The organism is Bradyrhizobium sp. SEMIA, assembly GCF_014844175.1.
Taxonomy (GTDB): domain Bacteria; phylum Pseudomonadota; class Alphaproteobacteria; order Rhizobiales; family Xanthobacteraceae; genus Bradyrhizobium; species Bradyrhizobium arachidis.
Genome location: NZ_CP046601.1, coordinates 2,758,660 through 2,771,895 on the forward strand (window position 1 = coordinate 2,758,660; position 13,236 = coordinate 2,771,895).

At 64.7% G+C, this 13,236-nt stretch carries 15 protein-coding genes, 1 tRNA gene and 1 pseudogene; 9 read left to right on the forward strand and 8 right to left on the reverse strand.

Features of this window, described 5'->3' with window-relative positions; genetic code table 11:
* Positions 1–188 precede the first annotated feature (188 nt).
* Together FOM02_RS13430 and FOM02_RS13435 are read left to right on the forward strand one after the other, a co-directional pair.
* Positions 189–659 (forward strand): aminoacyl-tRNA deacylase, encoded by a 471-nt coding sequence (locus FOM02_RS13430; protein ID WP_027563783.1) that lies wholly within the window; start codon positions 189–191, stop codon positions 657–659.
* Between the two features lie 182 nt (positions 660–841).
* Positions 842–1,261, forward strand: a complete 420-nt coding sequence (locus FOM02_RS13435) for a CBS domain-containing protein (RefSeq protein WP_027563782.1) — start codon at positions 842–844, stop codon at positions 1,259–1,261.
* A 281-nt stretch (positions 1,262–1,542) separates the two neighbouring features.
* On the opposite strand, the gene FOM02_RS13440 is transcribed toward FOM02_RS13435, so the two are convergent.
* Positions 1,543–1,617 (reverse strand) — tRNA-Glu (locus FOM02_RS13440).
* Between the two features lie 57 nt (positions 1,618–1,674).
* A complete protein-coding gene (locus FOM02_RS13445; RefSeq protein ID WP_027563781.1) occupies positions 1,675–2,019 on the reverse strand; it encodes a hypothetical protein in 345 nt (114 codons plus the stop codon).
* Here FOM02_RS13445 and FOM02_RS13450 point away from each other — a divergent pair.
* Together FOM02_RS13450 and rpoH are read left to right on the forward strand one after the other, a co-directional pair.
* Positions 2,018–3,025, forward strand: coding sequence for an RluA family pseudouridine synthase (locus FOM02_RS13450; RefSeq protein WP_027563780.1), 1,008 nt, complete (start codon positions 2,018–2,020; stop codon positions 3,023–3,025). The two genes, FOM02_RS13445 and FOM02_RS13450, sit on opposite strands and share 2 nt — an antisense overlap.
* Positions 3,026–3,242: 217 nt before the next feature.
* On the forward strand, positions 3,243–4,142 hold the full coding sequence (gene rpoH, locus FOM02_RS13455; RefSeq protein WP_265441827.1) for an RNA polymerase sigma factor RpoH: 900 nt from the start codon (positions 3,243–3,245) through the stop codon (positions 4,140–4,142).
* A gap of 139 nt (positions 4,143–4,281) precedes the next feature.
* Here the strand turns inward: rpoH and FOM02_RS13460 are convergent, their stop codons facing one another.
* Positions 4,282–4,791, reverse strand: a complete 510-nt coding sequence (locus FOM02_RS13460; protein ID WP_051378363.1) for a hypothetical protein — start codon at positions 4,789–4,791, stop codon at positions 4,282–4,284.
* Between the two features lie 103 nt (positions 4,792–4,894).
* On the opposite strand from FOM02_RS13460, the gene FOM02_RS13465 reads away from it, so the two are divergent.
* Positions 4,895–5,236, forward strand: a complete 342-nt coding sequence (locus tag FOM02_RS13465; RefSeq protein WP_027563777.1) for a hypothetical protein — start codon at positions 4,895–4,897, stop codon at positions 5,234–5,236.
* A 117-nt stretch (positions 5,237–5,353) separates the two neighbouring features.
* On the opposite strand, the gene FOM02_RS13470 is transcribed toward FOM02_RS13465, so the two are convergent.
* The 4 genes from FOM02_RS13470 to FOM02_RS13485 all read right to left on the reverse strand — a co-directional run bounded on the left by FOM02_RS13470 (position 5,354) and on the right by FOM02_RS13485 (position 9,020).
* Positions 5,354–5,980 (reverse strand): N-acetylmuramoyl-L-alanine amidase, encoded by a 627-nt coding sequence (locus FOM02_RS13470; RefSeq protein WP_027563776.1) that lies wholly within the window; start codon positions 5,978–5,980, stop codon positions 5,354–5,356.
* Between the two features lie 34 nt (positions 5,981–6,014).
* The gene (locus FOM02_RS13475; RefSeq protein ID WP_027563775.1) at positions 6,015–7,217 is read right to left on the reverse strand and encodes a GGDEF domain-containing protein; all 1,203 of its coding nucleotides are present in this window, start codon (positions 7,215–7,217) and stop codon (positions 6,015–6,017) included.
* A 750-nt stretch (positions 7,218–7,967) separates the two neighbouring features.
* Entirely contained in the window at positions 7,968–8,579 is a 612-nt protein-coding gene (locus tag FOM02_RS13480; RefSeq protein ID WP_027563774.1) for a LysE family translocator, read from the reverse strand.
* A gap of 66 nt (positions 8,580–8,645) precedes the next feature.
* Positions 8,646–9,020 (reverse strand): response regulator, encoded by a 375-nt coding sequence (locus FOM02_RS13485; protein ID WP_027563773.1) that lies wholly within the window; start codon positions 9,018–9,020, stop codon positions 8,646–8,648.
* 121 nt (positions 9,021–9,141) lie between these two features.
* Between FOM02_RS13485 and FOM02_RS13490 the strand changes: the two genes are divergently transcribed.
* On the forward strand, positions 9,142–9,972 hold the full coding sequence (locus tag FOM02_RS13490) for an SDR family NAD(P)-dependent oxidoreductase (protein ID WP_027563772.1): 831 nt from the start codon (positions 9,142–9,144) through the stop codon (positions 9,970–9,972).
* Between the two features lie 102 nt (positions 9,973–10,074).
* On the opposite strand, the gene FOM02_RS13495 is transcribed toward FOM02_RS13490, so the two are convergent.
* Positions 10,075–10,881 (reverse strand): lytic murein transglycosylase, encoded by an 807-nt coding sequence (locus FOM02_RS13495; protein WP_027563771.1) that lies wholly within the window; start codon positions 10,879–10,881, stop codon positions 10,075–10,077.
* 151 nt (positions 10,882–11,032) lie between these two features.
* Here FOM02_RS13495 and FOM02_RS13500 point away from each other — a divergent pair, with 151 nt between their 5' ends.
* From FOM02_RS13500 to FOM02_RS13510, 3 genes and pseudogenes are all read left to right on the forward strand, one after another.
* Positions 11,033–11,962: an OmpA family protein gene (locus FOM02_RS13500; protein WP_027563770.1), complete on the forward strand. Its 930-nt coding sequence runs from the start codon at positions 11,033–11,035 to the stop codon at positions 11,960–11,962.
* Positions 11,963–12,133: 171 nt separating this feature from the next.
* Positions 12,134–12,459: pseudogene (locus tag FOM02_RS13505) on the forward strand (hypothetical protein).
* Between the two features lie 513 nt (positions 12,460–12,972).
* On the forward strand, positions 12,973–13,209 hold the full coding sequence (locus FOM02_RS13510; protein WP_027563769.1) for a hypothetical protein: 237 nt from the start codon (positions 12,973–12,975) through the stop codon (positions 13,207–13,209).
* Positions 13,210–13,236: the final 27 nt, after the last annotated feature.

The window sequence follows — 13,236 nt, forward strand, 5'->3', positions numbered from 1 at the left end:
CCGCGCCGAGCCATGCGCAAAGCTTGCTCCCGCGCACGCTCGCTGCGGCTCCAAGGGGAAATGAATTGCAGCTTGCGGATGGAAGACCTATGTTGGGTCTCTAGTCAGGCAGCCGCTCATCGTATGGCGAGAATCTGCAGGGTCGACCTCACGGTGGATGGTTTCCATTCAGCATCGGAGGTGATGCCATGGCCATTGCTCCCACGCTCCAGAAATACCTAGCCGCTGAGAACATCCAGTACGAGGTGATTCCGCACGAACTCAGCATGACGTCCGCTCGAACGGCCGAGGCATGCCATATCTCGGGCGACCGCCTCGCCAAGGGCATCGTGTTGCGGCGCGACGGCGGATTCATGCTGGCCATCTTGCCCGCATCGCATCATCTCCGCCTGTCGGACCTGAGGACAAGCCTCGGCGACAATGTCCATATGGCCGATGAAACCGAGATCAATCGGCTGTTCAGCGACTGTACTCGCGGTGCAGTTCCTGCCGTCGGCAAATGCTACGGACTGGATATCATCGTCGACGACAGCATCGGGGCGCAGCCGGACATCTATATGGAAGCCGGCGATCATGAGACGCTGCTTCATATGGGTCACGCGCAGTTTGCGCGCCTGACGGCCAACGCACCGCACGGGCGCTTCAGCGCGCATGACTGAGGATTTTGTACACCGCCCATTGCCCTTGCGATCTTGGGCGGGAACTCTGGCCGCGAGCTCGCCGTCATACTGTTCAACAGGGTGGCGGCGAGAGCGTCTGCGCCTGTCTGGTCGGAGTTCGGAAGATGGGGGTGCCGCTGCATTTCATTAACGCACTCGAAACCCACGAACGGAGGCTCGCCATGAAAGTCAAAGACGTGATGCACAAGGGTGTCGACTGGGTCAGCCCCGACACCCCAATCACCGAGCTTGCCAAACTGATGCGGGCGCATGACATCGGCTGCATTCCGATCGGCGAGGACGACAAGCTGGTCGGAATGGTGACCGATCGCGATATCGTCTGCAAAGGGCTCGCGAGCCACAGCTTCGATGCCGGCCGCGCGACGGCGCGTGACGTGATGACCGAGGGCATCCATTGCTGCCGCGAGGACGATGACCTCGCCAAGGCGATGCATCATATGGAGAAGCTGCAGGTCCGCAGACTGCCGGTGATCAACAAGAGCAAGCGGATGGTCGGCATCATCAGCCTGGGCGACGTCGGCCATTCCACCTCGGGTGACATGCTCACCGAGACCGTCAGGAGCGTTTCGGCCCATCACTGAACTTGCGGCCAGGACTTACGGCCAAGGCTCCTCTCGCGATCGCCGTTCGAACGGGCGTTGAGGGGAGCCCGAGCCATGCGCTCATCATGCAACCATCGCGCGGCTCAGAAGCGACGGCGCGATGTGGCTTATTTTGCGCCGGAGTGAATGCAAAGCGGGTTCGCTCGATCACTCCAGCTGCGGCGACGCTTCGGCGCGCAACCTACGACCGAGCGCCGTCGCGCGGCCGGGAAGGAACGCCGTCGAATGGTATCGCAGAAAGTCGAGGAATATCGCAGGCTTGGCGCTCCCTAGGGGAATCGAACCCCTGTTTCAGCCTTGAGAGGGCCGCGTCCTAACCGCTAGACGAAGGGAGCGTGAGGGCTAGCCAATAGCCTCGAAATTTGTTCGCCGCAAGGACCCGAACCGCCCTTTTACGGCTCATTGGCAAATTTCAGCTTTCCGGCGGGCTTCAGGGTGTGGGCGTCGAAGGTGCGGATCTCGGTCACTCCGCCGATATCGAGCGTGACCACCAGCCGGTCGCCGGCGACGCCGGTTGCGACGATTTTGGCGCCCTTGGGCAGGGTGGCAATGACGTCGCCGGCGGTCTCAACCGCCCTTCCCTCCGACTTGAAAAGGCGGTAGCCCACCGCGATCAGGACGGCGCAGATCGCCAGCGCCGTGGTCAACCCCGCGATCAGCATCATCCGCCGCACCCGCGCGAACAGCGCGGCCTGCTCGGGGGTCGGTTCGGGAACAGCGGTATCAGACGTCGTCATGGAAAGCTCGGGGTCAGCGCAAAGGTTGGAGGTCGTGGTCGAAGGCTCCGAGGGCTCGCCCCGGCTCGACCGCGTGCTGGCGGCGCGTCTGCCGGAGCTGTCGCGATCGAGGCTCAAAACCCTGATCCTGGCGGGCGCGGTGAGCCTGAAGGCCGCCGCCATCCGGGACCCCGCTTATCACGTCACATCCGGCGATACGATCATAATCGACGTGCCGGAAGCGGCGCCCGCAGAGCCCAAGGGCGAGGAGATCGCCCTCGATATCGTGTTCGAGGACGACGACATCATCGTCATCAACAAGCCCAAGGGCCTCGTCGTGCACCCCGCAGCCGGCCATGAGACCGGCACGCTGGTGAACGCGCTGATCGCCCATTGCGGCGCTTCGCTGTCGGGCATCGGCGGGGTGCGCCGGCCCGGCATCGTCCATCGGCTCGACAAGGACACGACGGGGCTGATGGTGGTCGCCAAGAACGACATGGCGCATGCCTCGCTGTCGGCGCAGTTCGCTGATCACGGCCGCACCGGCGAGATGCGGCGCGGCTATATGGCCTTCGCCTGGGGGCTTCCCGGCCGGCATCGCGGCACGGTGGACGCGCCGATCGACCGCCATCCGCATGCGCGCGAGAAGATGGCGGTGCGCCAGGGCGGCCGCGAGGCCGTGACGCATTGGGAGATCATCGAGAGCTTTGCCGGGCGCGACGGCAAGGGCGTCGCCGCCCTGCTCGCCTGCGAGCTCGAGACCGGCCGCACCCACCAGATCCGCGTCCACCTCGCCCATATGGGCCATCCCCTGATGGGCGATGCCGTCTATGGCCCGCATTTCAAGACTAAGGCGAACCAGCTCGGCCCCGAGTCGCAGGCAGCTTTGGCTGCCCTTGGACGGCAGGCCCTGCATGCCTATCTGCTGGTATTGGAGCACCCCAGGACGGGAGAATTACTCCACTGGGAGGCGCCTCTGCCGGAGGATTTGCTTCTCCTTCAGAGCGTGCTGAAAGCGGCGCTATGACGCAGGCGGTTTCAGAAAAGCGTTACCTTACAAAAAGTTATAGCTGCCACACGGGGACGTGACGTCAGCAATCCTTCCCTTTTCGACCCCCCATGGGGTATATTGCCCCTGCGTTGAAATTCACCAACGCGGAACATCGCAGCCCGGCCGGCTTTGACACAGCGGTCGTCTGCCTGGCCCGCCGCTATCGGGGGCCTGAACCTTTGGAGGGCGCACTATGGCCCGTGCCGCTGCTTTGCCGATTCTCAATGGAGAATCCGGCCTTTCTCGCTACCTCGCCGAGATCCGCAAGTTCCCGATGCTGGAGCCCCAGCAGGAATACATGCTCGCCAAGCGTTGGCGTGAGCATGACGATCGCGACGCGGCGCACCAACTCGTCACCAGCCACCTCCGGCTCGTCGCCAAGATCGCCATGGGCTATCGCGGCTACGGCCTGCCGATCTCCGAGGTCGTCTCGGAAGGCAATGTCGGCCTGATGCAGGCGGTGAAGCGTTTCGAACCCGAGAAGGGGTTCCGTCTCGCCACCTACGCGATGTGGTGGATCAAGGCGTCGATTCAAGAGTACATCCTGCGTTCCTGGTCGCTCGTGAAGATGGGCACCACCGCGAACCAGAAGAAGCTGTTCTTCAACCTGCGCAAGGCGAAGAGCAAGATCAACGCGCTGGACGAAGGCGATCTCCGCCCCGACCAGGTCGCGACCATTGCCAAGCGCCTCGGCGTGACGGACCAGGACGTGATCGACATGAACCGCCGCCTCGGTGGCGACGCCTCGCTCAACGCCCCGATCCGCGACGACGGCGAAGCCGGCGAATGGCAGGACTGGCTGGTCGACAATACGCCCAACCAGGAAGCCATGATGGCGGAGCACGAGGAGTATGATCACCGCCGTGACGCCCTGAACGGCGCCATGGGCGTGCTCAACCCGCGCGAACGCCGCATCTTCGAGGCCCGCCGCCTCGCCGATGAGCCGATGACGCTGGAAGATCTTGCCGCCGAGTTCGGCGTGTCGCGCGAGCGCGTCCGCCAGATCGAGGTCCGCGCCTTCGAGAAGGTGCAGTCCGCGGTCAAGGGCACGATCGCAAGGCAGGAACAGGCTGCGCTGGAAGCCGCGCTGTAAAGCGAGGTTTTAGCGCCTACGAATTGGCGGATCGAGAACACGAAAAAGCCGGCGGCAACGCCGGCTTTTTTGTTTGGGGCAACCATGAGTGTTTCCGCGCTCGTCCTTCCTTCTCCCCTTGTGGGAGAGCGCCCGCCGCTCAATAAAACGCGCGAAAATAATCCGCGAGCGATTCCGGCTCGACCTGATCTTCCAACTGCGCCGGCGTCTCGTCGAGCAGCGCGCTCGCCTGCGTCTTGTAGTCGGCGGAGACCACGTCCGGCTGATCAGCGCCGCGGCTGAGCATGCCGCGATAGGCCTCGTAAGCTGCCTGCGTGCCGATGAAGATGCAGACGCAATGAAGCGGCTCGGCGTAGAGATAGCGAATGTTCCCGCCGTTCCGGTGCGTCACGAAGCGGTGCGGCGGCAGCGCGCGCAGCGCCTTCTGGCCCGCTGCGTCGTTGGCGACCTGCACACGAAAACCGGCAGAGGCGAGATAAAAGCTGTTCTTGTCGAGGAACGGCTTGCTCGGCGTCTCCAGCGCCACCAACAGCGAGGCGCACAGTGACAGCACGATCGCCGGCATCACGCCGACCGCACGCAAGGCCCGGCGAGACGGCGTCGCCACGCGAAAATCGGCACGTACCGCACTGTCCAGCGAAACCGCCATCACACACCCCCTTGCAACGCCTAGCGCAGAACCGAGCTTGCCTTGAACCCGCGCGACCGGTCAACCGACCCAAAATGACCGACAGCATCCATGGACGGACACTGTGTCGATCATCCTGCAATCCACCGTCGGCGGCTTCTCTGCCCAGTTCATGCGCAAGCTGCCGCTGGTCGAGCAAGCCATGCGCGAGCACGGGCTCGAGCCGTCCGAGTTCGTGATCTCCAAGGATTATGCTTCGACTGCGACGGTGCCGTTCGTCGGCCCGTTCTTCTACGACTACAGCGTATTCTTCGGCGACGAGAAGTTCACCGTCACCGAGCCGAACGACATGGTCTTCCTGGACTACTTCTTCAAACGCGTGCTGGCGGCGGACGGCCCGCCCGAGGTGCCGCGGCGGCCGGGATTGATCCGGCGGCTGTTCGGCTGGATGGCGGAGGCGGTTTAGCTGCTCGTCATTCCGGGGCGCGCGCAGCGCGAGCCCGGAATCCATCGAACCGCAGCATCAGTGGATGAATAGATTCCGGGCTCGCGACTTCGTCGCGCCCCGGAATGACGGCGACGGCTACTCGCCCCACACCCGCGCCAGCGTCGCGAGCCAGCAGCCTTCGCAATAGCGCGCGTCCTTGTAGTCGATCCAGTTGTGGGCGTAGACGTGGTCGAGCGGGATGTCGTAGCGCGCGCGCAGGACCTTGACGAGGATCTTCCAGGCCGCGACCTGCGCTTCGGTCGGACCTGTGGTGACATCCGGATAGTTGCCGGCGAACTCGACGCCGATCGAATTGTCGCGGACCACCTGGCGATAGGTCGACCTGTTGTCGATGTACTTGTTGTCGTTGCGGTTGGCGCCGTCGCCATGGGTCGGCACCAGGTTTTCCGCCACCGCCCAATACACCGTGCCGTCGGTCTCGACCCACACCGTGACGCCGCGGCGGGTCGGATTCTTCGCCTGCTCCGCCGCGCCGCCGCGCGCCGAGCCTGATGGCCCCTCGGTCTGGTGCACGATGATGTTGCGCCAGGCATGGGCACTCTGGGCATCGCCCCACGGCGCCAGCCAGACGATCTTCAGGCCGGGAATGTCGGGCGTGCCGGAGGCGCGCGCGAGCTTTGCGAGCTCGGCGTCGGTTGCGGCAGCTGGTGCGGTCAGGAGGAGTGCGGCGAAAATCGCCACGAACAGCCGAGACATCATCATGCGGGTCCAGTAACGAACCCGATCGTAGCAGGCTTTACGCGAATGTGCGCTTGCTCTCGACGGGCTCGGGTGCGAGCGGCGGGGCCGGATCGTAAACCGCAAAATCGTTCTTGCCGTTCTTCTTGGCGGCATAGAGCGCGTGGTCGGCATACGCGATCAGCCTATCCGGGAATTGGCCGACGCTGCGGTCCCACTCGGCAACGCCGATCGAGATCGCGATCGGGATGTCGGCGCCGGTGCAGCTCGCGGCATCCTGCCGGCACACCTCGAGCACGCGGCGGGCGATCATCGCTCCTTCGCGCAAGGAGGAGGACGGCAGCACGACGCAGAACTCGTCGCCGCCGGTGCGGGCGAGCATGTCGCCGCGCCGCAGGCGCGTCTGCGCCATCAGGGTGAAGTGCCGCAGGCAGGCATCGCCGGCGGCATGGCCATGGGTATCGTTGATGGTCTTGAAGCCGTCGAGGTCGATCACCAGCAGCGAGAACGGCTCGCCGCTGCGCTCCGAGCGGGCGCATTCCTCGGACAGGCGCTGCAACAAATGCCGCCGGTTGGCGACGCCGGTGAGATCGTCGAGCAGCGCGAGGTCGGCGACCTCGCCCCGCAGGCGGTCCATCGCCATCAGGAGGAAGCCGAAATTGAGCGTCATCGACAGGAACAGCAGCACCAGCACCATGACGGCATGGGCCTGGCCGCCAGCCCTCGCCGAGAAATCGTAGCCGAGCAGATTGCCGCCGGCGCGGACGAGGAAGATCGCGATGATGGCGAAAATGACGATGGCGGACAGACGCGCGCCCGGACTGACGCGGCCCTCCGGCGGCGACAACAGCAGATGCAGGGCGAGCACAAGCGGCAGGGCCTGGCCCAGCGTGTAGCTGAGCATCCGCAGCTGCATGTGCTCGAAGCCGACCATGAAGACCACGACGCCGGTGAGGCTCAACGCGCCCACCCCACCCATGGCGCGCCAGGAGACCGGCCGGTCGTAGAAGCGCTGGATGCCCATCGCAGCGAGGCAGCTCGCTGCGATGACCCCGGCAGCGCCGAGCAGAAGCGGCAAGGGCGAGGCGACGAACAGGCGGGCCAGGGCCGTCGTGGCGCCGGCGGCGCCGACGAAGGCTGATGCCATCCAGAACCGTGCGGCGGCGAATTTCGGATAGGAGCGCGCCACATAGGCCCAGATCAGGCCGAGCGCCAGGAAGTTGACGACGAAGACGGTCCAGAGTGTCGGAACGTTCAGCATGGCGCGTGCGGCGCGTGCAGCGTCCCGCCCCCCGTCCGTGGCAGCCGTCCGTCCATGACCCATCCCCGTTTTCTTGCGGAGAAGAATGCGCGCCTGCACTTAACGGAGTCTCACCGCGATCCGTCAAAGCGCGCCTTTGGTTTTGGATTCATGAACGGCGCGCGCCCGTTGCCGGATCGTTAGCCATGCCGCCGGCGCCGCTTCGATGCGGATTCGCGGGCCAAAATCACCCCAAAATGCATCTGAGCTGTGGATAACGCGATGACACCGATGTGACAGCGCGGGGCAGAAAGCTGCGAATCTGCTGAGTTTGTCATCGAGGATGTTGCGAGGCTGGCCCTCCGCCGAGCATCCCTCGTGTCGCGTTTAACCATGAACCCTTTGAGAGGATACTATGGCTAAGAAAGCGAAGAAGGCGGCGAAGAAGAAGGCGAAGAAGGCCAAGAAGGCGAAGAAGAAGTAACGAGGCTTCTTTTTCTTTGCCCGGGTGGAGCCTCGCTCCGCCCGGGTATCGGGTCAGGCTGGTTTGAAGGTGGCGGGCAACAGGCCCGCTTTTTTATTTGGCGCGTTCCGCTGCTGTTTCTCCCTCTCCCCGTTCTTACGGGGAGAGGGTTGGGCTGAGGGGCTTCTCTCAACACGCGAGATCGTCGATGGACCTGTCCCCCTCACCCGCATCCCATCTGCGATCGGATGCGACCTCTCCCCGCAGGCGGGGAGAGGTGAAGAAGGCAGTGGGGAGAGGTGAAGAGCCTACCGCTCCGCAAATGCCAGCTTGGCACCGAGCGCGGCAAAGCCGGCCGCAAAGCTGCGGCGCAGCCAGGTCATCACGGCGGGGCGGGAGATCACGCGCTCGCGCACGGAGGCGGCGCAGAGGCCGTAGATGACGAACACGGCAAAGGTCATCGCCATGAAGGCGCCGCTCAATTCCAGCATCCGCGCCAGCACATGCGCCTCGTCCGCGGCGATGAACTGCGGCAGGAAGGCGAGGAAGAAGATCGACAGTTTTGGATTGAGGATGTTGATCAGAAAGCCGGTGACGATGACGCGGCCGGCTGACCGCTCCTTGATCCTGCCCTCGACCGCGAGCGCTCCCGTCTCACGCAGCGCCTGCCAGGACATGTAGAGCAGATAGAGCACGCCGCACCATTTCAGCGCGGCGAAAGCGAGCGCGCTGGTGTGCAGCACGGCGGCAAGCCCGAGCATCGCCGCCATCATGTGCGGCACGATCCCGAGCGTGCAGCCGAAGGCGGCCGCGACGCTGGCGCGCGAGCCACGCGTCAACGCCGCCGCCAATGTGTAGAGCACGCCGGTGCCGGGCGAGGCGACGACGATCAGCGAGGTGAGCAGGAAGGACCAGGTCATGGGCGGACCTTATCAGTCCGCCTCGCGGCACGAAAGCCGGACCCTCGCTCCCAGAACATTGGCCCCTCAGGACAGCTGCGCGAGCTCGGCCTCGCGTAACACATCGAGCGGCGCCCAGGGCTTGGCCCAGAATTTCGCGCCATCAGGCAGGGGCTGTTTCAGGGGACGGCCGGAGGTGACGACCACGTCGAGCCGGGGGTTGCGATCCTTGGCGACGTGCGCGAGCTCGACCCCGTTCATGCGGCCGGCGAGCTGCACGTCGGTCATCATCAGGCAAAGCGCGCCCGCGCTCTTGTCGAGGATGCGCTCGGCGGCCTCGGCGCTTTCGCACTGGATCACCCGGTAGCCGCTCTCTTCCAATAGGACACACAGCATCTCCCGCTGCATGACGTCGTCTTCAACGATCAGCGCTGTCGCGCGAAATGGTTTTGCTTGTCCCATCAGCGTCTCCAATGCTTGGTCTCGTAACGTATGTTAAAAACCGGGGGAGGCTACGGTTCGGTTTCGTTTCAAAAAAATGTAAATCATGGTTCCATCAGCAGGGGCTTGACGGGGGAACATCATGACTGCGATTCGCGGCGCTGCCGCCATCACGGGAGCCGCCAGCGGCATCGGCCGCGCGCTCGCAATCGAACTCGCCGGGCGCGGCTGCGATCTTGCGCTCGCCGATCGCGACGAGGCCGGGCTGAAGTCGCTCGCTGCGGAGATCGGAGGAGAGCGCAAGGTGAGCGTGCACCGCGTCGATGTCGGCGAAGCGAGCGACATCGCGCAGTTCGCGACCGATGCGATCGCGGCGCATCCTGTGCTCAGCATCGTCGTCAACAACGCCGGCGTGGCGCTGCTGGGAACGTTCGAAGAGATCGACCAGGCGCAGATGAAGTGGCTGTTCGACATCAATTTCTGGGGCGTGGTGCACGGCACGCGCGCCTTCCTGCCGCATCTGAAGACGCAGGCAGAGGCGCATATCGTCAACCTCTCCTCGATCTTCGGCATCATCGCCCCGCCCGGGCAATCGGCCTATGCGGCCGCGAAATTCGCGGTGCGCGGCTTTTCCGAGAGCGTGCGGCACGAGCTGGCGGTGGCAGGCAGTCCCGTCAAGCTGTCGGTCGTCCATCCCGGCGGGGTCGCCACCGCGATTGCGCGCTCTTCACGCACAGGCGTCGGCCTGACCGACAATGCCCGCCGCTCGCAGATGATCGAGCGGTTCGAGACCGCGGCGAAGACCACGCCGAAGGACGCGGCGCTGCGCATCATCAGGGGCATCGAAAGGAACGAGCCGCGCATCCTGATCGGCAACGACGCCCGCTTCATGGACCTGCTCCAGCGCTTCCGCCCGGGGACCTATTGGGCGCCGTTGCAGCGGCGGTTGGAGAAGATGGCGAAGGGGAATTGAATTCGTAGGATGGGTAGAGCGCAGCGAAACCCATCCTGCTTCCGCGAGGAGGGTGCGCGGTGGGTTTCGCTTCGCTCTACCCATCCTACAAGCAATGCGCCCCTACTGCCCCATCAGCCGGTCCGCGAAATAGCCGATCGTCTTCCGGTACACCACCGCCCTGTTCCACTCGCGCATCGCCTCGAAATTGGCGGTGCCCTCCCCATAGGGCTGGCCCATCTTGAAGCCGTTGGTGTGCAAGAGGTTCGCGGTCGAGGCGAGCACGTCGGGGACGCTATGGCGAAGATCGACATGGCCGTCGCCGTCGAAGTCGACGCCGTATTTAATGTAGGACGACGGCAGGAACTGGGTCTGGCCGATCTCGCCGGCATAGGCGCCGATGAGGTCGCGCAGCGGCAGGTCGCCGCGCTGTACGATCTTGAGCGCAGCGAGCAGCTCGCCCTGGAACAGATCGGTGCGGCGGCAATCATGCGCGAGCGTCGCCAGCGTGCGGATCACCGGCAGCTTGCCGATGTCGCCCTTGCCGAAATCGCTCTCCAGCCCCCAGATCGCGACCAGGATCTGCCGGGGCACGCCGAACTGCTGCTCGATGCGCGAGAGCAGCGCGGCATGACGCTGGAGCAGCGCGCGGCCGCCATTGATGCGGCCGGCGCCGACGCGGGTCGAGACATACTGCTCGAAGCTCTTGTTGAACGTGTAGCGCTGGCGCCGGTCGAAGGCGAGCACCGCGCCGTCCTGGGTGATGCCGCTGAAGGCCGCGCTGGTCACGCTCGCCGAGACGCCGGCTCCTTGCGCCTCCGCAGCCATGCTGGCGACGAAGCTGTTGAAGTCGCCGCCGCAGCGCGCAGCCTGCGCCGACCCGCCGGCCAGCAAGAGGATGGAGGCGGCGGCAAGAAGCGGTCTCAACATATGGGAAAATCCTTAGGGACAATGCGTGGAAGCGGCGCGATCATGCCCGGGAACCGGATTCGCGTCAAAGCGGCAAACCCGCCAGAACCGATCCCGCCGCGGGCGCGACTAAGGAGCAGCGCTCCACCTGCCCCAACCGATCGAAATGACCATGCCCATTCCCTGCCGGATGCTCGCCGTCCTCGCTCTGCTCTCGCTCCACACCGCCGCCTCCGCGCAGACGCGCGATATCGCAGGAGGGCGCGACTATCCTGGCATCGGCCGCTTCGCCGGCAGCGTCATCACCGGCTATGTCGTGAAGGATTTTGACGCGGCGCGGATGCAGGCGGCGCCCTTCAAAGACGGCCAGCCGACCGATGCGCGGCGGCTCGAGGGCCGCATTGTCCGCATCGCCTATCGCACCAATCCCGGTCCCTCGATCCTGGAAGTGTCACGCAATTTCGAGACGCAGCTGGCCAAAGCCGGCTTCGAGAATTTGCTTGCCTGCGACACCGACGCCTGCGGTGCCATCCCCTTCACCGAAAGCGTCGACACGCTCCCGGTGCCGCAGATGTGGGTCGACGGCTTCAACTACCGCTACTTCGCCGGCCGCAAGAGCGAAGGCGGCCGCGAGACTTTTGCGAGCGTCCTCGTCAGCCAGAACAACCAGGACATCTATGCGCAGGTCACCGTCGCGGAGTTGGGTGCGATCGCGAACAAGATGGTGGATGCCGCCGCGATGGCCAAAGGTCTTGGCGAGACCGGCCACATCGCGCTCTATGGCATCTACTTCGACACCGACAAGGCGGTGCTTAAACCCGAAAGCCGCCCAACGCTGGAGCAGATCGCAAAGCTGCTGACGAGCCAGCCGCAGCTGAGCGTCTTCATCGTCGGCCACACCGACAGCCAGGGCGCGTACGAATACAATCTCGACCTGTCGAAGCGCCGCGCGGAGGCGGTCGCGGCGGAGCTGGTGAAGAGCTTTCGCATCGCGCAGACGCGGCTGCGCACCGCCGGCGTCGGCCTTCTGGCGCCGGTCGGCTCGAACGCAACGGACGCCGGCCGCGCGCTGAACCGGCGGGTCGAGCTGGTGGCGCCGTAACTCCTCTCGTCATTCCGGGGCGCCCGAAGGGCGTGCCCGGTTGGTGGGCACGTTGATCCGGGCTCGCGCTACGCGCGCCCTGGAATGACGGCGGTGAGAGCCTTCGCTATGATGTCGATGCTTGTGCGGCGCTGTCAGCCGATGCGTCGATCCAGCATGAGGCAATCAGTCATGCCGACTCGCCCCTCCCTGCTCCGCATCCCGCTCTTCCGCCTGCTCGCCATCAACCTCGCGATCGGCGCCTGCGCCGCAGTGCTGCTCGTGGGCGGACTGCTCTGGCTCAACCCCGGACATCTGCGCGAGCTGATCTTCGCCGACCGCGCCGGCGGCATCGCGCTCGGGCTGCGCTAGCGTCCTTCCTCATCACCTTCGGTTCTGCGGCGATGGGCAGCGCGATCATGGCGCAGGGACGCAAGGACGATGATGGAAGACGTGGCGGCGGTCGCAGATCGCAACTCCTACTTCAGGAGCCGGCGCAGCGCGCCCGGACAAGGTGAACGCACGCCGCGTGGCGCCGCTGCCATTAACATATGTTAGTACGCGATCCGCACGCAGACGGAAGGACGTGCAAATCATTGCGCATTCCTGCAAAGGCGCATCGCTCTCGTTGCATTGCAAGAGCCGCGAACCTGAACAAACTGCGTTGATGATTCAAACAATTGCTTCGATGCTGCATTGGAACTCGACGCCACGACCAGCGCATATCTGCTTCGCTCGTTGACATCGGCGTTCCCACGATTTGTCTTGCCACCGCCTGACGCAAGCTATAGTCTTCTATTTTAGGTTGTCGCCCTGCCAGCCCCGGGCGACGCTGAAGACCAAAAATAAACGGCGGGCTTTCGCGGCCCGCCGTTTATTGAGGGCGCGCATCGAACCTCGCGAAGCGCCGGGCGCTTCAATCTCACGAACGGATGTTGTCGGTCGGCGGCGAGAGCGGCACCCGCTCACTTTCGCGTTTGACAAGTCGCGAAGTCATTTGACTGCGGCGCGCTGATCGACGACAAGCCGCCATGGCCAAGAAACCCGGAACCAATCCCAAAGGCGAATTCGCCTTCTTCAACGTCGTCTATGAGGACGATTCCCAACGCTCCAACCGCCGCGTCCCCGCCGAGCTGCTCGGCGGCCTCGACGGCGACGAACCCGCGCGCGGCTTCATCATGGAGCAGGACCGCGAGATCGCGGAAAAGAGCGGCAGGCCGGCGCTCGAGATCAAGCGGATCGAGCGGGTGGGGGCGAAGAAGAAATAGGCGCAGCCCGCGCGAGGCGACAGCGCA